At 47.8% G+C, this 19,631-nt stretch carries 15 protein-coding genes; all 15 read left to right on the forward strand.

The window, feature by feature from the left end:
• The first annotated feature begins 98 nt into the window (after window positions 1-98).
• Window positions 99-1,049, forward strand: a complete 951-nt coding sequence (locus AWV70_RS03560; RefSeq protein ID WP_060204440.1) for a GNAT family N-acetyltransferase — start codon at window positions 99-101, stop codon at window positions 1,047-1,049.
• A 5-nt stretch (window positions 1,050-1,054) separates the two neighbouring features.
• Window positions 1,055-2,107, forward strand: coding sequence for a serine hydrolase domain-containing protein (locus AWV70_RS03565; protein ID WP_060204442.1), 1,053 nt, complete (start codon window positions 1,055-1,057; stop codon window positions 2,105-2,107).
• Between the two features lie 11 nt (window positions 2,108-2,118).
• Window positions 2,119-2,826, forward strand: coding sequence for a PIG-L deacetylase family protein (locus AWV70_RS03570; protein ID WP_060204444.1), 708 nt, complete (start codon window positions 2,119-2,121; stop codon window positions 2,824-2,826).
• Window positions 2,827-2,856: 30 nt separating this feature from the next.
• Entirely contained in the window at window positions 2,857-4,419 is a 1,563-nt protein-coding gene (gene nagZ / locus AWV70_RS03575) for a beta-N-acetylhexosaminidase (protein ID WP_060204446.1), read from the forward strand.
• 115 nt (window positions 4,420-4,534) lie between these two features.
• Complete coding sequence (locus AWV70_RS03580; protein WP_060204458.1) at window positions 4,535-5,692, forward strand: anhydro-N-acetylmuramic acid kinase; 1,158 nt, start codon at window positions 4,535-4,537, stop codon at window positions 5,690-5,692.
• A 176-nt stretch (window positions 5,693-5,868) separates the two neighbouring features.
• Window positions 5,869-7,194 (forward strand): extracellular solute-binding protein, encoded by a 1,326-nt coding sequence (locus tag AWV70_RS03585; RefSeq protein ID WP_060204448.1) that lies wholly within the window; start codon window positions 5,869-5,871, stop codon window positions 7,192-7,194.
• 180 nt (window positions 7,195-7,374) lie between these two features.
• Window positions 7,375-8,328, forward strand: coding sequence for a carbohydrate ABC transporter permease (locus tag AWV70_RS03590; RefSeq protein WP_235588536.1), 954 nt, complete (start codon window positions 7,375-7,377; stop codon window positions 8,326-8,328).
• 14 nt (window positions 8,329-8,342) lie between these two features.
• Window positions 8,343-9,314, forward strand: coding sequence for a carbohydrate ABC transporter permease (locus tag AWV70_RS03595; RefSeq protein WP_060204450.1), 972 nt, complete (start codon window positions 8,343-8,345; stop codon window positions 9,312-9,314).
• Window positions 9,311-10,483, forward strand: a complete 1,173-nt coding sequence (locus AWV70_RS03600; RefSeq protein WP_235588537.1) for an exo-beta-N-acetylmuramidase NamZ family protein — start codon at window positions 9,311-9,313, stop codon at window positions 10,481-10,483. The genes AWV70_RS03595 and AWV70_RS03600 overlap by 4 nt, the downstream gene beginning before the upstream one ends.
• An 11-nt stretch (window positions 10,484-10,494) precedes the next feature.
• Complete coding sequence (gene murQ / locus AWV70_RS03605; protein ID WP_060204452.1) at window positions 10,495-11,418, forward strand: N-acetylmuramic acid 6-phosphate etherase; 924 nt, start codon at window positions 10,495-10,497, stop codon at window positions 11,416-11,418.
• The gene (locus AWV70_RS03610; protein ID WP_306464357.1) at window positions 11,415-12,371 is read left to right on the forward strand and encodes a GNAT family N-acetyltransferase; all 957 of its coding nucleotides are present in this window, start codon (window positions 11,415-11,417) and stop codon (window positions 12,369-12,371) included. Before murQ ends, AWV70_RS03610 begins: the two co-directional genes overlap by 4 nt.
• Window positions 12,372-12,390: 19 nt before the next feature.
• A complete protein-coding gene (locus AWV70_RS03615) occupies window positions 12,391-13,269 on the forward strand; it encodes a MurR/RpiR family transcriptional regulator (RefSeq protein WP_060204454.1) in 879 nt (292 codons plus the stop codon).
• Between the two features lie 20 nt (window positions 13,270-13,289).
• Window positions 13,290-14,015 carry a glucosamine-6-phosphate deaminase gene (gene nagB / locus AWV70_RS03620; protein WP_268777115.1) on the forward strand — a complete coding sequence of 242 codons (726 nt, stop codon included), beginning with the start codon at window positions 13,290-13,292 and terminating at the stop codon, window positions 14,013-14,015.
• 817 nt (window positions 14,016-14,832) lie between these two features.
• Window positions 14,833-16,575: an AAA family ATPase gene (locus AWV70_RS03625; protein ID WP_060204456.1), complete on the forward strand. Its 1,743-nt coding sequence runs from the start codon at window positions 14,833-14,835 to the stop codon at window positions 16,573-16,575.
• Window positions 16,576-17,008: 433 nt separating this feature from the next.
• Window positions 17,009-19,631 (forward strand): lamin tail domain-containing protein (locus AWV70_RS03630; RefSeq protein WP_201024309.1); only part of this gene is annotated, 2,623 nt, incomplete at its 3' end.

A 19,631-nucleotide genomic window follows, 5' to 3' on the forward strand; every position in this document is an offset into this window, starting at 1 on the left:
GTAATGCTCGCTTGAGTTCGTCAGCTTATATAGCTCACCTTCGCTTACATCTTTGATCAAATCCGTTTCAATGAACAACTTCGAGAAAGGGTGACGCCATGACAGTTGTGCCTTTATCCGAAATCCCGGTAACCGATATTGTGGAGCTCTGGAATAAGGAAATCGGTGAACGGTTTCCGATGAACGTCGCGTTATGGAATCAAAACACGACGATGGAGCCGAATGTGCTGAATGAAGGCTCCCTTGCCGTCGTCGAGGAAGGAAGCCTGCGAGGTTTTATTGTCGCTAAACGGTATGTGGAAACACTGGATGCCCAAATGCCGACAACGGTCGGGTGGATTCAATGCATGCTTGTCGAAACGTCAACTCGAAACGAAGGTGTCGGCTCGGAACTGCTCGGGCTCGCGGAACAGGCGTTGTTTGAAGCGGGCGTGGGAGAAATCCGATTAGGGCGCGATCCGTGGCATTATTTCCCTGGCGTTCCACTTGAAAACGAAGCAACAATCAGCTGGTTTGAAAAGCGAGGATACGTAAAGGGCAGCATTGAAACGGATTTGATCAAAGATGTAAGCGAAGGTGAGCTATATAAGCTGACGAACTCAAGCGAGCATTACCGACTCTTGACGAAAGATGACTTCCCTTCTCTGCTGCAGTTTTTGGAGCGGGTTTTTCCGGGTCGCTGGCATTATGAAGCACTTCATTATCAAATGATCGGCGGTACTGGAAGGGAGTTCATCGGGTTTTTCATAGATGATGATTTGCAAGGGTTTTGCCGGGTAAACGATCCGCAATCGCCAGTCATTGCGCAAAATGTGTATTGGTCGGCGCTGCGCCAAGGGGAGATGGGAGGCATTGGCCCTTTAGGGATTGACCGTGCCATTAGGCGGCATCATTTTGGAATCGATTTAGTAAAAGCTGCGGCGAATGAACTGATCAGCAGAGGAGTTTCGGACATCGTCATTGATTGGACGCAACTCATTGCATTTTATGAAATATTAGGCTTTGCGCCTTGGAAACAATATCAGTCGATGACTAAACAATCGGGGTGACATGAGTGAAAGAAACGGTACGAAATTTTTTGCAGCGTGAAATCGATCTGCAAGTGACGCCAGGAGCAGTCATACGTGTCCGGCACAAAGGGAAAATCATCCTTGACGAAGCAGTCGGTACGAATAGTTTGGACGCAGACAATGTCCCTATAACAAGCAGCCATCTGTTCGATATGGCGTCGTTGACGAAAGTGATGGTGACGTTGCCTGCCATCCTGCAAATATGTGAAACAGGCGAAATACATTTGCATGATAAAGTTGCGACGTTCATTCCTTCATTCCAAAAATTAGGAAAGGAAAGCGTGACGATCAAGCAGTTGCTCACCCATTCTTCGGGGCTGACTGCGCATCAACCTTATTTCGAAAGAAGGCTTTCTGCAGCCCAAGTGTTAAAGGAAATCGATGAGGAACAGCTGGAGTATGCGCCTGATACCAATGTCGTTTATAGCGACCTCGGGTTCATTCTCCTAATGGAAATTATCGAAAAAGTGACAGGGCTGAAGATTGACGAATATGCTCGTCTCTATCTATTTGAGCCGATGGAGATGAAGGATACAGGATATCAGCCGGTTTATGGTCGGCAACGTTATGCGCCGACCGAGTATTACGACCATTTGCAAGACCATAAATATGGAATCGTCCATGATGATAACACAGAATTCATGGGCGGAATAAGCGGCCATGCAGGATTGTTTTCAACGATGGAGGATTTAGCAGTTTTCACAAGGATGCTTGAAAATGACGGAGTGCATGAAGGAAAGAAAATTATCGATCCATATTGGCTGGCGCTGTCGAAGCATAATTTCACACCGTTTGCAGAGGAAAGCAGAGGTCTTGGATGGCAATTAAAAGGAAGCGGGGCGAGTCCTGCAGGAGATTTGATGTCGCAGGTGACTTACGGACATACTGGCTTCACCGGAACGAGCTTCTATATCGATCCGGAACAGGAATTGACGGTCATGCTGCTGACAAACCGTGTGTATTTCGGGAGGCATCTCGCCATGCTCCGCTTGCGGCCCCGCTTACATAATATCATTTACACAACATTGTTCTCATAGGGGGATTTGGGATGCAACATGTCTTAATCGTTGGAGCGCATTGCGGCGATGGAGAAATCCAAGCCGGCGCAATCGCCCATAAATACGCACAGTCCGGATATCGGGTGACGTTTCTTCATTTGACGGCAGGGGAGAAGGGAACCCCGGCAAATATGGAAGTGGAAGAATACCGTCTGCAAAAGATACGGGAGGCTGAAGAGGCCGCCGCTATTTTAGGTGGCACGAGCATCACGCTTGCTCACCGAGATGCAGAGTTGACATTCAATGAAGAAATCGTCAAAGAAGTGGCGACGATTTTTCGGAGGGAAAAACCGGAATTTGTTATCACGCATTGGGAAAACAGCATGCATCCTGATCATGCGCTTTGCCAAAAGATAGTTCAGGATGCATGGCTGAAAGCTTCCTTGCCCGGATTCGATCTTGAGGGATTGCCGCCGCACGGTTTGCGTCGTGTTTTTCATAGCGAAAACTGGGAGGATATGGATGGGTATGAGCCGGATATTTACGTCGATGTGACAGATTCGTTCGATGCCTACTTGGAGGCATTGTCCTGCTACTGGTTCATTATGAATTCTACGAGTTTCCGATATTACGATTATTATAAAGCGCTAGGGACGATGCGCGGCTGTTTGGCCCGCACGACGTATGCGCAGACGTTGAAAAATTCAAGGGGTCTGCATGTGAGAAAGGAAGGGCATATCCCGGGATTTCCGATTTAAGTAAAAGAGATGGTAAGAGGGGGAAGCAATATGAATGTTCAAAAGAAAGTCGGCCGATTGCTGATTGCCGGATTCAAAGGCAAAACGATGTCGGAGGAAATTAAGCATTTGATTCACACCTATCATATTGGAGGGATTATCCTCTTCGGGAGGAATATCGGCACGCCTGAAGAAATTCTCGCGTTGACAAACAGCCTCCAAGCGGAAGCGAAGAAGGCGGGCTATGAAACGCCTTTGCTCATTTGCATCGATCAGGAAAACGGCGTCGTCAGAAGACTAGGTGAAGGGACGACGCTCATTCCTGGTGCCATGGTGCTTGGAGCGACACATGGTCCGACGAACGCAAAAAAGGCTGGATTTATGACTGGCAAGGAATTAAAAGCGCTCGGCATCAACTGGAATTTGGCGCCAGTCGTTGACGTGAACAATAACCCGAAAAACCCGGTCATCGGTGTCCGTTCCTTTGGGGAAAATCCCGCGGACGTCGCGGAAATGGCGAAAAATTCGATGTTCGGCATGCAAGAGGCAGGAGTTATGACGACATTGAAGCATTTCCCAGGTCATGGTGATACGAGTGTTGATTCGCATCTTGATTTACCGGTGATCGAACATGGTCTTAAGAGATTGCACGCTGTCGAACTCGTGCCATTCAAGGATTGCATCGCAGCTGGCGCAGATGCTGTTATGAGTGCGCATGTCTATTTTCCGGCGCTTGAAGATAAGGAGAATGTCCCGGCGACATTGTCGCAGTCGGTCATTACAGGGCTTCTTCGGGAAGAGCTCGGATTCGATGGCGTCATTACAACGGATTGCATGGAAATGGACGCAATCGCGAAAAGGATCGGCACGGTGGAAGGATGCGTGCAGGCAGTTGAGGCGGGAGTGGACTTCGTCATGGTATCCCACTTGCACGATCTGCAGGAGCAGGCAGTACTCCGATTGGCAGAAGCTGTCGGGAGCGGCCGGATTTCCGAACGACGGATTGAAGAGTCCATTGAAAGAATCGAAAAGCTCGCGCGGAAATATACTTCATGGGATGAAATTGAAGAGAACACAACAGTTGCCGATTTTGTCGGTTCCGAGAAACATCATGATGAAATGAAAGAGATTTATCAGCAAGGTATAACGGAAGTGACAGGTCCGGGGATTCCGATTACCGCGGAGGACCGTGTGCTGCTCGTCCATCCAAAAAATGAATACGCGCTGATGGTGGAAGATAAACGGTATTCGACGTTGACGATGGCGGAGCAATTGAAAAAGGTTCACGGGACCGTTGTATCGATGGAGATCGACGTGGGAGGTCCAGGCGACATGGATATGACGGAACTCGCGGCTCAGTACGACCATATCGTCGTGCTCACCTTGAACGCCGATAAGCATGATAACCAGCGGCGCATCGTTGAAGGACTAATGGCAAGCGGGAAGCCGGTCGATGTCATAGCTGTCCGGTCGCCGTATGACGCGGTTTATTTTCCGAAGGCGAACCGGATCATTTGCACATATGAATTCACGCAGTCGGCGTTTGAAGTCGTTGCTGAATACTTAGCTGGGAAAACAGTTATCAATGGTAGATTGCCAGTATCTATCGATTGAGTGAAAATTATTTTTAGAATAATAAATTAGTATTGATATTTAATTTCAAAGGGTCTAAAATGACAGTAAGCGTTTTCAATGAGAGATTTTGGAAAGGGGAATGCCATTGAAGCCAATGCGTGTCTGTGGATTAATGTCAGGAACATCCTTGGATGGCCTCGATGTCGCGGTTGTTGATTTCACCCACGACGAGGGAAAGGTTCGTCATGAATTGCTTCATTTCGTTACGATGTCTTACGATGATGGACTTAAGCAGGAACTGCATAAGTTGATGGATCCGGCGGCGCCTTTGCATCTCGTATCCTCGATGAATATGTACCTAGGGGAACGATATTCACATTCGATGATGAAAGCTTTACATGAAGCGGGCATCGACTTGGAAACGGTCGACCTCATCAGTTCCCACGGCCAGACAATTTGGCACGAGCCTGCAGTTGAACCGTATCGTTTGTATGCTTGTCCGAATACGATGCAAATCGGTGATATCGCCGTACTTGCGGAGCGAACGGGCAAAACCGTAATCGGGGATTTCAGAACACGAGATATGGCTGCCGGCGGGCAAGGTGCTCCATTAGTGCCGTTTGCGGATCAGGTTTTATTCCAATCGGAATCGGTCGGGCGAGTCCTGTTGAATATCGGCGGCATCGCCAATATGACAGTGCTGCCGCGGCTCGGGTCGGAGCAGCCGATCGTCGCCTATGATACGGGGCCGGGAAATATGGTGATTGACGCTTGTGTTGCAAGGCATTCCGGCGGACAAAGCTCTTTTGACAAGGATGGCGAATTGGCTGGGGGCGGCACTGTTGACGATGAATGGGTGAATCGATTGATTAGCCATGAATATTTCGCTGCGCCAGCGCCAAAAAGCACTGGGAGGGAATTATTCGGTGCGGCATTCGTGGAAACTTTTTGGGCGGAAGGGAATGAGCGCGGCCGGTCATCCATCGATAAAATCGCCACTGCAACGATGCTGACGGCAAAAACGATAGCTACAGAGATTCAAAAATATATACAATCCCATGATGTGAAGGAAGTGATTGTGAGCGGCGGCGGGGTGCATAATCAGGCATTAATGGGGTACTTGAAGGCACAGATGCCTGAAGATTTGAAATTTGCAACGACCAACGATTTCGGGGTTGATGCAGATGCGAAGGAAGCGATCGTCTTTGCCTTGCTTGGCTATTTGGGCATCCAGAAAATGCCCAATTCATTGCCGGCAGCGACAGGGGCGAAGAAGGCGACAATTATGGGGAAAATTGTTTGGGGATCATGAGCAGTTGTAGGCGTTTATGCGTATATTTTAGGATTTATGCGTGAATTCAGTGATTTATGCGCGTTTGGCAACGTTTATGCGCGCTTCTGCAAATTTCGTCGTTTGAGCATTATCGTTTTACCTGCTGGGAATAAAAAATGGGGAAATTCTCAGAAAAACAATTAGGGGGTCAAGAAATGAAAAAAGTTTGGAAGAAATCCGCTCTTGCAGCCTTAACGTTAGGGCTTGCAGCGACAGTGCTTGCAGCATGCGGCGATAAGGAAGAAGCGGGAAATGCTGAAGAGTTCAAAGGGAAGATTACCATTTGGGATGGACCAAGATGGCCCGATGCGGACGATAATAAATTCCACTGGCTAGAAGATAAGATCAAAGAATACGAAGAAGCCAATGAAGGCATTGAAATCGAATTGGTGCAAGTGCCATGGGCGGAAATGGGAGACAAGCTTGGTGTCGCCATTGCGGGCAAAGCTTGGCCGGACATCGCGCCAGTCGATATTAGCGGCAGCGCGGTAAGTATCGATCATATCGAGCAAGGCGTCATTGAATCTTTGGACCCGTATTTCGATAAAGATACAAAGAAGGACTTCTACGAGAATGCGTTGGATGCATATACGTATGATGGGAAGCTGTACGGGATTCCGAATAGTATTACATTGCATACAATGCTATTGAACTTGGACCTTTTCAAGGAGGCCGGCGTTGAGCCGCCGACAGACGGAAAGTGGACGTATGAGGAATTTTTACAGACTGCGGAAAAACTGACGTTCGACAGGGATGGCGATGGCAAGACGGATGTATATGGATTCTCGACATACATCATGCCTGGTTATTATGAAGCTTGGCCGTTCTTCTATAAAAATGGCGGAACGCCGCTGAACGAGGATATGACTGAGTTTACATTCGATTCTCCTGAAGCGATAAAGGCAATCCAAGATTTAGCTGATTTGAAATTGAAGCTTAACGTCGCTCCGGAAACTCATGGCGGCAATGATGTCGGCGGCACATTCCAGGCGTGGGCGAATGAAGAGCAACGTACAGTCGCCATGCAGCCATGGGCAACATGGGCGATCGGTTCAGCTCAAGGCGCATACCCGACAAACTTCATGGTTGCTGAATATCCATCAGGCGATAAGGAAGCATCTACAATCGGCGGGGTTGGCGGATGGGTCATGATGCATCAAAAAGATGTGAACAAGAAAGCAGCGGTCGCAGACTTCATGCAATTCATTTCCACTGCTGAAGAGCAATACCATATGGCACAAAATTACGGCATCTTCCCGGCGCGCATCAGCGCTGCTGAAATGGACCCGTTCAAAGACAACTCGGAAATGGCACGTGCGATGGAAATGTCCGACCAAGTCGTCATGCTTCCACGTCATCCGGAATGGAGAAAAATTGACGAAGCAATCCAAAGTGAGCTGCAACTCGTGTTTAATGGTGAAAAGACAGCAGAGCAAGCGATGGCGGATGCTAAAAAAGCGGTAGACAAAATATTGGAGTGATAAAGTGAAACTTCACTCACTGGGGAGGCTTTTCCCCCACTGAGTGTTAGTTGAACCAATCGGGCATTTACTAGCAGTCGATCTCCCACTGGTGGGAGTCTTACTGCCAGTTAATGCGGGAACAAAAGAAAGCAGGCTATGCATTGCGTACGCCTGCTTCACTTTTAGGGGGGTGTCAACATGACTCAGATACCTATGGGTGCAGTACCAAAAAAGAAGAAGGAAAAACTGAAAGTGGTCGGTAAATCCAATCGAAGTCCTAAGAAAGTGCTCCATGAGATGAAGCGGAACTATAGCGCATACCTCTTTCTACTGCCAAAGCTCATTCTTTTTACGCTTTTTGTTGCGATTCCCGTAGTGTGGGCATTTGTTCTATCTTTTCAGAAATACAAGATTTTCGGCAGTGAATTTGTCGGGTTTGAGAACTACATAAAAGTGTTCGAGAGCGAAGCATTCCGAATTGCATTGAAGAATACTTTGCTCTTTACGGTCGTGACGGTCCCGTTCGGCGTAATCAGTGCCCTTGTGCTGTCCGCGCTCATTTTTGAATTGGGGAAACTATCCCAAAGCCTGTTCAGATCGGCATTTTATTTGCCGACAGTCACCTCGATGGTCATCATCGCCATGGTGTGGCGCTGGATGTATAACTACGATTTTGGGCTTTTCAACTATGTGTTAGGCTGGTTCGGCGTTGGTCCTGTCAACTGGCTTGGACAGTCGAGCACAGCGCTATGGGCGTTGATCATCATGCAGTGCCTCATTCCGTTCGGTGTCGGCATCATCATGTATTTGGCTTCGATGGGATCGATTTCCCAATCGTTGTATGAAGCCGCACGGATGGATGGCGCCAGCCGATTCAAGCAATGGATCCATATTACGATCCCATTGTTGAAACCGACGACTTTGTACTTAGTGCTTTTAAGCACGATCGGGTCGTTCCAAGTATTTACGCAGATCATCATGATGACAGGGGGAGGACCGGGGAGCGCGACGGAGACGCTCGTCCATCTCATTTACAAAACAGGCTTCCGGGATTTCGAATTCGGTTTGGCTGGGGCTCAATCAGTCGTATTATTTGTCATTATCCTCATCTTTTCTGTCATCCAATTCCGGGTGCTTCGCCATGATGAGTGATGGGGGGATAGGAAATGAAGAAAAAACCGCTCGATCGATTAAATAAACTGATTATATTTGGATTGCTCACTGTTTTCGCCGTTGTTTCATTGCTTCCCTTGTATTGGGTGTTCTCGACTTCCCTTCAGTTAAGCAGCTATCAGTCCCAAGATATGGAGCGGCCGGTTTCCTATGTCGATTCCAATCCGCCAAAAATGTATCCGATGGGTATTCCGCTTTATCTCAAGCATTGGGGCGAGGCGAGAGAAGCGGCTAAGGCAGGCGATGCCGAAGAAGAGGCGTATCATCGCGATATGATGGACCATATTGTTTCAAATTCGTTCGGAAGCTTCAAGACGCTATTCAAAAAGCATGATGTCGGGAAATGGTTTTTCAACAGTATTTATATTGCAGTCGTCGTCACGATCGGCATCTTGCTCATCGACTCGATGGCGGGATATGTATTGGCGAAGAAGAATTTCCCGGGAAGGAACCTAATCTTCTGGATTATCATTTCTACCATGATGATCCCCGGTCAAGTGACGCTCGTACCACTGTTCATCATGGTCGGGAATCTTGGTTTGATGGATACGCATTGGGCATTGATCCTGCCCGATCTTTCCATGGTGTTCGGTGTATTTCTCATGAGGCAGTTCATGTATTCCATCCCGGATGAGTTGCTGGAGGCTGCCAAAATGGACGGTGCAAGTGAATGGCGGACATATTGGACAGTCGTCCTGCCGCTTGCTAGACCAGGACTTGCCGCGCTCGGCATCTTCACATTTATGAACGTATGGAATTCATTCCTTTGGCCGATCATCGTGTTGAATACCGCAGAGCTATACACATTGCCTGTCGGATTGAAAACGTTGCAGGACGCGAATTTGGCAAGCTTTAAATTGCTCATGAGCGGTGCTGCGGTTGCGGCAATTCCGATGATCATTGTCTTCATCTTGTTCCAACGCTATTTCGTCAAAGGTCTGACGTTAGGCGGCGTGAAGGAATGATGGGGCAAAAGCGGGTGGTGAAGTTAGGTGTTGACGTGTTTTTCGAGAGGGACTTGTCGGAACTGCGGGGGAAACGGATCGGTTTATTGACGAATCAAACAGGTACGAATGCCAATCTGATCTCTACAATACGATTATTTTATGAACATCCGGAGCTGCACTTGACGGCCCTTTTCGCACCGGAGCATGGGCTATTGACGAATGCAAAAGAAGGGGAGAAGTTCACCGATGCCATCCATCGTTCAACAGGCATTCCGGTATTCAGCCTTTATGGTCAGTCGAAGAAACCGACGGACGCAATGATGGAGCAAGTCGATATCGTCGTATTTGATATCCAAGACATCGGCGCGAGATATTATACGTATATTTATACGATGGCGTATATGATGGAAGCTTGCGCGAGGACAGGCAAGAAAATGATCGTCCTTGATCGGCCGAATCCGATTGGTGGGGAGGTGATTGAAGGGAATTTGGTTCATCCGGATTTCGCTTCCTTTGTCGGGCGTTACCCGATCCCGAATCGGCACGGCATGACCGTCGGAGAATTAGCTCTTTATTTTAATGAAGAATTTCATATTGAATGCGAATTGGAAGTGGTCGGCATGGAGGGGTGGAAAAGGGGTTCGTTCCAGACGGAGAATGGACTTCCATGGGTCCCCCCTTCGCCGAATACGACATCGCTTGATATGATGCTGTTGTATCCGGGCATGTGTTTAGTGGAAGGGTTGAATCTTTCCGAAGGGCGCGGAACGACACAGCCGTTTGAAATTATCGGCGCTCCTTTCATTGACGGGGAGAAGTTGCAGGATAACGTAAATGCTCTAGGCTTGGAAGCCGTCCGAGCACGCGCGCTCGCTTTCACACCGACGTATCAAAAGTATAATGGGCAGCTTTGCGAGGGGATTCAACTGCATATAATAGATCGGCCGACGTTCAAGCCGGTTGAGTCGGTCGTCCAAGTGCTTGCAGTCATCGCAAAGATGTATGCCGAGAAAATCGAGTTTTTGGAATATGGCAGCTTAAAGCATCCGATGTTCGATCTGCTCGCAGGAAACGATGCATTGCGTAATGGCTTGTCGAAAGATGATGTTCAACCATATTTGAAGCAATGTAGCCGGGATACAGAGGAATTCATGGAAATGAGAGAACGTTACTTACGATACAGATAGGAAGGCGGACGATGGAAAAATTATCACTTCTGACAACTGAGAGATCCAATCCGAAGACGTCGCGGTTGGATGAAATGTCAATCTCAGACATTCTGAAAACGATGAATGACGAGGATCAGACCGTTGCCCTGGCTGTCCGAGAAGTAATCCCGCAGATTGAAAAGACAGTAGAAAAAGTGGCGGCAGCTTTTAGAAATGGCGGGAGGCTCCTTTATGTAGGCGCAGGGACGAGCGGCAGGGTCGGCGTCATGGACGCAGTTGAATGTCCTCCCACATTCGGCACTTCACCCGATCTTGTGAAGGCAGTATTGGCTGGCGGAGAAGGCGCAATGTATGTGGCTGTCGAAGGCGCTGAAGATGACGAAGCGTTAGGCGCAAAGGATTTAGCGGATCTTCAAGTCAGCAGTCAGGACGTCATCGTTGGCATCGCTGCTAGCGGCCGGACACCTTATGTGAAAGGAGCGCTTGTGTACGCGAAGTCATGCGGTGCAACGACTGTCAGTCTTTCCAATAACGAAGACTCGCTCATCAGCCATTATGCGGATATACCGATCGAGGTCATTACCGGGCCAGAAATAGTGACCGGGTCGACCCGGTTGCGTGCTGCCACATCTCATAAACTGATTTTAAATATGATTTCAACGACAGCGATGGTGAAGAACGGCAAGGTGTACCAAAATTTGATGGTTGATTTGAATGCGAGCAATTTTAAATTACGTGAGCGCGCGAAAAAGATGGTATGCACGATTACGGAATTAGATGAAGACAAGGCGGAATCGATACTGGAAGAGACCGGCTACAACGTAAAGCAAGCGATCGTCATGATCCTTGCGGAAGTTGATAAGGAGAAGGCGCAAACATTGATTGAAACCGCGAGAGGATTTGTAGGCAGGGCAGTCAAACTAGCTTCATTGGAAGTAGGGGAAGAGGATTGATAATCACGTATAGGACATTTCAAAGCGGTGATGAAAAAGGGATTGTCAGATTGTGGAATGATGTATTAATCCATGATCCAATCAATGAAAGGCGTTTTAGGACACAAGTACTGCTCGATGCGAACTTTGACCCGGAAGGCTTGATCGTTGCGGTTGACGGAGAGAGGATTGTAGGGGCGATTTTAGCGATTACACGGAAGCTTCCGATGATGGGCACCGATCTTGAACCTGATACGGGATGGATCACCTTTTTCATGGTGCATCCCGATGTCGGAAGGCAAGGGATCGGTCATGGGCTGATGGAAAGGGCAAGTGAATACATCAGTAGGCAAGGGGCGAAGAAAGTGTTTTTCTCTTCTTACGCACCGAATTATTTCCTTCCTGGGATTGACGAAGCAGCTTATCCATCCGGTTTCGAATTCCTGCTTAATGTTGGGTTCAAGCGTGCCTATTCACCGGTAGCCATGCATAGGGCATTGACGGATTATGTTTATCCCGAAGCAGTGAGGGCGGTGAAATCTGATAGGGAACAGGAATCCTATGTATTTGAAACAGTTCTGGACGGCGATTTGCCTGCCGTCATCCGTTTCGCGAACACCGTTTTCAATCCGGATTGGGGACGGGCAATCCGCGAAGGTCTATTGCAAGGACTGGACCCATCTCAAATTCTTGTTGTGAAAAAGGAAGGCAGGATCGTCGGATTTGCAATGTACGGAGGCTACGAAGGGATCCGGGAACGTTTTGGACCTTTCGGTGTAGATGAAGGCGAGCAAGGGAAAGGGCTTGGCAAGGTTTTATTGCACGAAGCGCTGTATTCAATGAAGCAAAGGACGATTCAAGGTGCGTGGTTCCTCTGGACGAGTGAAAAGAGCTCGGCGGGGCATTTATACTTGAAAAACGGATTCAAGACATACCGGACATTCCATGTCATGGTGAAAGAATTGAGGAATTGAAGAAATTGGAGGGATCTAGATGGCGATAGCGAGTGGCGGCTTAGTGCTGCTGAAAGAAATGAGGCATATGCTCCCTCCTTCAGAACAAAAAATAGCCGATTACATTTTAGCGAACCCACAGGATATCGTGACAATGACTGTTTCGGAACTCGGTGAAGTTAGCCGAACGAGCGGTGCTGCGGTGACGAGGCTTTGCAAATCGCTGCAATTGAAAGGCTTCCAGGAACTGAAATTGCGCATCAATGGCGACCTCGGCCGCAAGTTGGAAATTACGACGCGGGATATCAAACCGAATGAACCGGTTGCCACGACGATCCAGAAAGTGACGGAACAAGCTGTCCATACATTGCTGGAAACAGCGGAATTACTTGATCATAAACAATTGGAGCATGCTGTCAAAGCGATTGTCCAAGCGAAGAATATCCACTTTTTCGGCGTTGGGGCATCAGGGATTGCCGCCATCGACGCGCAGCAGAAGTTTTTGCGGATCCATAAAGCTTCCACTGCGAGCACTGATCTACATATGGGGGCGACAATCATGGCGAATGTGGACGAGGAGGATGTCGTTGTCGGCATCTCCTTCTCGGGAGCTACGTTCGAAGTGGGGAAGATTCTTGAGCTTGCGCAAGCGAATGGGGCAACAACGATTAGTCTGACTAAATTCGGCCAGACGCCGATTTCGCGGATTTCGGATATCCAGCTGCATACGTCGCCAGCGAAGGAAGCCAATTTTCGAAGTGGGGCAACATCATCCAGGCTTGCTCAGCTGCATATTATGGATATTGTATTCATGTCGGTTGCCTCACAGCAATTCGATACGACAATCACTTATTTGGATGCAACCCGTGAAGCGATTGATGACATCCGGAACGCGACATTCAAAAAACGGAAGAACTAAAGGGAAGGTGAGCTTTTCCCGTGAATGAAATTTATGAGTACACGTGGGTTGAGGCGGCAGACTATGACGAAATGAGCAGCCTTGCTGCTGATTTGTTCGAACGGCAGCTGATCTTGAAGCCTGACAGCGTTCTCGGCCTGGCTACTGGTGCAACTCCAATCGGGTTTTATGAAAAGCTAGTGGAACGGCATGCGCAAGGCCGGATTTCATTTGCTAACGCACAAACATTCAATTTGGATGAGTATACCGGACTGGATTTGACCCATTCGACGAGCTTCCATAGCTATATGGAGAAGCATTTATTTAATAAAGTGGATTTACCCGTGTTTAATAGGCATATGCCAGACGGAATGGCGGTTGACTTGAAGGAAGAATGTTTACGTTATGACAGGTTGATCCGTGAAAATGGAGGGATCGACATACAACTGCTTGGTATTGGGGTGAACGGCCATATCGGGTTCAATGAACCTGGTACATCATTCCATTGCAGGACACATATTGTGGACCTCGCGGAATCGACACGCGCAATGAATGCGAAGTATTTTTCTTCCGAGGAAGCTGTCCCGGAACAAGCAATCACATTGGGCATCAAATCAATCCTCGAGGCGAAGGAGATTGTCCTTCTCGCTTACGGGGAACAGAAATGGGAAGCGGTGGAGCGTTTGAAAAGCGCTGTCGTATCGGAAGATTTTCCTGCTAGCTGTTTGTGGGGACATACAAATGTCACTGTTCTATATGGAAAATGAGAAAGAGGGATATTGTATAGCTGCAATATCTTTTTTTATTTTGAGGTATCGATTTTGTATCACAGTTGTCGGTGGTAAATCGGACTCGTACCCGTAGATTCCATGTGTTTTTAAATATAAATAACGTTTTTTGACTACGCTGCTTTATCTCTTTTACAAACTCGATGCTTATCATATGATCCTCAAGCCTCGTGAACTTGAGCCATTGGAAAAGGGTTGCTCTCACGAATGAGAAGCAACCCTTATTTGTATAGTAACTTTTATTGTTGAAGTTTATGTCCATCTAAAGATCCGTGATCCGGATTCTATTGAAAATGATCAATGCCGCGGTCATTTTCCACTGGGTGTCTTCTATCCTTAAGCAACGCAAGCCCTACCGACTCTTGCGTCCTTGCGACCCTTTAGCCGCGCCAGTGTGAATAAGTGTCCTCAAAAACAGTACGTAGAATGCCATGTCAAATTAAAAGTTACTATGGCGTTAACTGATTCATTATAGCATGGATGTAGGTGGATGGCAAGTGATGAAAAGAACAAGAGTAGCTGATGATCTTTTCCCCGGGAAATATGCTGTTTTTCGACGGGGTTCTATGTAATGTGCATGTGCAAATAATGTAGCATCGGTTTGAATTGGTGGATGTATCTTTAACTGGAAAATAGTATATTTTTATTATGGGATAAAGTGAGAGATGCGGATAAAACCTGCAAGTTAGCCAGTTACCGCAATAGTATTGTCATTTATTCTACATCTTTCTTGTTGTTCAAATGACTCTATTTCCTATATAATAATAGTATCTTTTGTAAGGGAGTTGGGGATGGCTTGAAGCCGAATTCGAAATTTGCAACGAAGATTGTCGTCCTTGTCGTCTTGGTCATTGGAATAGCAACAAGTGTCGGATTGGTTCTCTCGGGTGCAAATAAAGGGATGAATGTATCGTTTTCGGAGTTTGAGAAGACGATTCAGGCGCAACAAGGCCACCCGTTGTCTTTAAAAGAAAAGGCTGATGGCACTTTGCTACTAAACACGAAAGATGGGCTATATGTTACGCAAGTCCGTCCGCAAGGCCAACTGGCAGAACAATTAGTGGAAAAATATAACCTTTCATATACATTTGCCGATGCCAGCCAATACAATGGCTTGTTTTTCGGTGGGTTGATCATCGCATCATTCTTGACGTTGATGATTCTTCATAAAAAAGGAAAGTTGGGAGCCGGTGTTTCATCGATGAAGAATGGTGCCTCAAAGGCGACTCCTCTTCCTGAAATTACACTCAATGATATTGGCGGTCTTCCAGAAGAGATGAAGGAAGAGATTCATCAGACGCTATCGATCATTAAAGATCCAAAACGGGCTGCGCAAGTCGGGATCCAGGCGCCGAAAGGAATTCTTCTTTACGGGCCTCCAGGAACCGGAAAAACATTGCTTGCTCAAGCGATTGCCAGTGAAATCGGGGCAACGTTCTATTCGTCGAGCGGATCCGCGTTTACAGAGCTGTTTGTCGGAGTAGGAGCTTCACGTGTGCGCACATTATTCCAAAATGCCCGTAAAAATCGTCCTGCAGTTATTTTCATCGATGAAGTCGATGCACTTGCAGGCAAGAGGAAAGAACATGGCGGTGAAGAGTCCGAAAAGACATTGACGGAGTTGCTCGTTCAATTGGATGGCGGCAACGATAATGATGGGATTCTTTTTATTGCAGCGACGAACCGGAAAGATATGCTCGATGAAGCATTCCTTCGTCCGGGCCGTATCGATTATACGTTCAATGTACCGCTTCCAGACACGCTTGGCCGTCGAGAAATTATTGACATCCATACGAAAGGCCGTCTATTGGCGGATGAAGTGTATGCTTCATTGGATGTACTAGCCGAAAGCACGTCAGGTTTTTCGGGTGCGGAGCTTAGCTCTTTATTCGAAACAGCGAGCAAGCGGGCAATCCGTGATGGTCGCGAGGAAATCGGCAAGGGAGACCTGGATTTCGCAATTGACAGGACAATCCTTGGAAGCACATCTCGTACGTTGAACGACCCCGATACGAAAAGAAGGGTCGCAATCCACGAAGCAGGTCATGCGTTAATCGCGGCTATCACAAAGCCGGGTTCAGTCCGAAAAGCAACAATCATTCCGCGTGGACAAGCACTCGGATACGTGGCGCCGATCCAGAAGGAACTGCATCTGCAGACGGCAAGCGAATTGCTCGATCAAGTGAGCATGATTCTAGCGGGAGGCGTCGCAGAGCGGCTTTACCTTGGCGAGCATAGCATCGGCGTCAGCGGTGATGTGCAGCAGGCGAAGGACATTATCGAGCGGATGGTTGACACAGGTCTGTTGCAGGACGGCTTCATGTTGACCTTCAATAAAGGCGAAAAAGAATTGAAAATGCAAGCGATCTTCGGTGAGGCTTTGAAAAAAACTGAAACGCTTATTCAGGAATATGCAGCACAGTTTGAGGAGCTGGTCAATGTCTTATTCCAAAAAGAGACGTTGGACGGCTCCGAAGTACAGGAAATCGTAGATGGCAAAGGTGTAGAGGATGTAAAAGATCTCGTTATCGTCGTGTAATGAAAGGAACTCCTTGGTCCGAATGGGCTAGGGAGTTTTTTTGTGAATTAAAATCAATTGTTTGCAACACAACTAATTTAATAGCGCAACGCAAACAACTGCTCGCAACATTATGAACAAGCCTTGCAACGAAAACATATACATACGCAACACAATCAACCCACTACATAACACAACGAACACACCGTGCAACACAACCAACCTCAACGCATCCACTATGTCTATACTCACATATCCATTTGAATAAAATATGTCGAAAGCTTTATGAATTAGTACTGAAAAATTGAGAAAAGTCGCATGGTCATCTTAAACATGCAGTGGTACGATGGGTTTGAAATCTAGTAGTCTATTAATCTTATTTAGAAAGGGAGCGGTTCACGGACGATCTGCACGGAGTTCACCATATTTTCAATGAGGAAGGGAGAACAGTTTCATGCGGAGTAAGAGATGGAGGAAACGCTTAAATGCCTTTATGGCGGCTGGACTTGCCGTAACGGTGGTTGTGCCGTCAATTCCTGCAGTTGTGAAGGCAGAGTCAGTGGCAACAGATCTGCTGATTTCCGAATACGTTGAAGGCAGCAGTTTCAACAAAGCGATTGAGCTGTATAACGGGACGGGACAAGCTGTCGATTTGAGTAATTATTCGTTAGAGATGTATGCGAACGGTGCTACGGCGTCAACTGCCAAACTGACGTTGTCAGGTACATTGGGTTCCGGCGAGACGTATGTTTTATATCATCGAGATGCTGCTTCCGATATAAAGGTTAAAGGAAATCTTGAAAACTCGAGTGTCGTGAATTTTAACGGGGATGATGCGCTTGTCCTCAAAAAAGCCGATACTGTCATCGATTCATTTGGTCAAGTCGGGGCCCGTGCCAATTGGGGGACGGATGTGACGCTTATCCGGAATGCTTCTGTAACGGGCGGGGATTCGAACCCGGGGGATACGTTCAACCGTGATGAAGAATGGACCGTTTACCCAAAAGACACATTCGATTATCTAGGGTCGCATGAGATGGATGGCGAGACACCAGGTGAACCAGGAAATCCGGATGAGCCGGAAGACATTTCAACAATCGCCGACGTACGATCGAAGGCTCCAGGTGAAACTGTGACAATCAAAGGAACCGTCGCAGCCAAATTGAAAAACACTATTTCAGTACAGGACGGCACGGGCGGTATCGCTGTCAGACCGACAAGCTTAAATGTGCAAATCGGCGATGAGGTGACATTGACTGGTACGCTCGCGGATTACCGCGGACTGCTGCAGCTGGATGGGGCTGTCATCGTTGAAATAACGAAAGATGCTGGCGTTCCGGAGCCCATTGTCATTACCGGGGCTGAAGTCGGCGAAGAAGTCGAATCGCAGCTTGTTACAGTGCAAAATGCGATTTTATCTGATGCACAAGTTGGCAGCGGCTGGGCAAATTACGCAGCGACAGACGGAACAGGTGAATTTATCGTTCGTGATGAGATGTCTTCATTGGGGCTCACTGTCGGGGCGGCATACGACTCGATTACCGGGATTGTTCAGCAGTTCGATAGCGACTATCAAATCATTCCACGCTCTACGATGGACATCGTCGTTGACAGTTCAGTCATCCAGCCGGTTGTGGCAAATCCGGGAAGCGGCACGTTTGTAGGCGATGTCAAGGTTTCATTGACGACAAGCACGCCTGATGCGGAAATTCTCTATACATTGGATGGGACGAGCCCGATTGAAAACGGGTCGACGTATGCTACGCCCATTGATGTTCGTGAAGATACGACGATCAAAGCTGTCGTGAAAACAAATGACGGCCGTTTTGGCGACGTAGCGACGTTTACGTATACAATTACGGAAAGCCTGCAAATTCATAATATCCAAGGAGAAGGTCATACTTCTCCGTTTGAAGGGCAAACCGTGGAAGGCGTCGAAGGGATTGTTACGTATAAATATGAGCTGAATGGCTCGACATACTATCATATCCAAACTCCGGATGACAAGCGGGATGGTAATTTGAATACGTCTGAAGCAATCGTTCTTTACAGTGGAAGGGATGCTTGGAACCTTTCAGTCGGCGATCTCGTTTCCGTTACCGGAAAAGTGAGTGAATATGCGATTGACGGCTATGCAGACCGCCAGGAAACAGACTTGAAGACAACACAAATAAACGTCCGCGATGACCAAGGAGGCAACGTGCAAATCCTTGAGCGCGATGTTCCGCTTCCAATGCCGTTCACTATTAATGAAAGGAACTTGCCGAAAGAAAAAATTGCAAGCCATCAGTTCGCGGAATTTGATCCTGCAAAATATGCGGCCGATTTCTGGGAAAGCCGTGAAGCGATGCTTGTCCAAGTCGGCAATGTGAAAGCGGTAGCGCCTCAGGAACACGGCGACCTCGTAACTGTATTGGAGAATACCGCAACTGAAACAATCCATGGCGGCCTCCTCCTCAAGGAAGATGATCAGAATGCGGAGCGGGTCCAATTCAGAATGGAGCCGAATGGGCCGGCACGTGATTTCGAAGTCGCGACAGGTGACCGTTTTAAAGGCCCGATTACGGGAGTGGTCGGCTATTCATTCCAAAACTATAAAATTTTTACGTCTTTGAGCGGCATGCAGCAAGCACATTTAAAAGGCGAAGCAGTGCCAGAGAAGACGACAATTGTGAAAGATGAAGATAAACTGACAATCGCTTCCTACAACTTGGAAAACTTCTCGAACAATACGAAGACGACGTCAAACGACAAAGCGAAGAAACTGGCAAGGGCATTTGTACAGGATATGCAGAACCCTGACATCATCGGTGTGACGGAAGTACAGGACAACAACGGTCCGGATGCCGGCGATTCCCGAGCAAATGAAAGCTATGAACGCCTCATCCAAGCGATTGTAGGTGCGGGCGGCATCCAGTACGAATATGTCAATATCGATCCGGTGAACAATGAGGATGGCGGTCAGCCGAATGCGAATATCCGCGTCGGATTCCTCTACAATCCTGCGCGTGTCTCATTGACGGAAGGCAATCCGCGCGGGGATGCGACAACTGCTGTACATTACGAGAACGGCAAGT

The sequence above is a fragment of the Sporosarcina koreensis genome, assembly GCF_001531445.1.
Classification (GTDB): Bacteria; Bacillota; Bacilli; order Bacillales_A; family Planococcaceae; genus Sporosarcina; species Sporosarcina koreensis_C.

Coding starts and splice junctions, on each gene's coding strand:
- AWV70_RS03560 (WP_060204440.1), top strand. CDS start 99: ATGACAGTTGTGCCTTTATCCGAAATCCCGGTAACCGATATTGTGGAG.
- AWV70_RS03570 (WP_060204444.1), top strand. CDS start 2,119: ATGCAACATGTCTTAATCGTTGGAGCGCATTGCGGCGATGGAGAAATC.
- nagZ (WP_060204446.1), top strand. CDS start 2,857: ATGAATGTTCAAAAGAAAGTCGGCCGATTGCTGATTGCCGGATTCAAA.
- AWV70_RS03580 (WP_060204458.1), top strand. CDS start 4,535: ATGCGTGTCTGTGGATTAATGTCAGGAACATCCTTGGATGGCCTCGAT.
- AWV70_RS03585 (WP_060204448.1), top strand. CDS start 5,869: ATGAAAAAAGTTTGGAAGAAATCCGCTCTTGCAGCCTTAACGTTAGGG.
- AWV70_RS03590 (WP_235588536.1), top strand. CDS start 7,375: ATGACTCAGATACCTATGGGTGCAGTACCAAAAAAGAAGAAGGAAAAA.
- AWV70_RS03595 (WP_060204450.1), top strand. CDS start 8,343: ATGAAGAAAAAACCGCTCGATCGATTAAATAAACTGATTATATTTGGA.
- AWV70_RS03600 (WP_235588537.1), top strand. CDS start 9,311: ATGATGGGGCAAAAGCGGGTGGTGAAGTTAGGTGTTGACGTGTTTTTC.
- murQ (WP_060204452.1), top strand. CDS start 10,495: ATGGAAAAATTATCACTTCTGACAACTGAGAGATCCAATCCGAAGACG.
- AWV70_RS03615 (WP_060204454.1), top strand. CDS start 12,391: ATGGCGATAGCGAGTGGCGGCTTAGTGCTGCTGAAAGAAATGAGGCAT.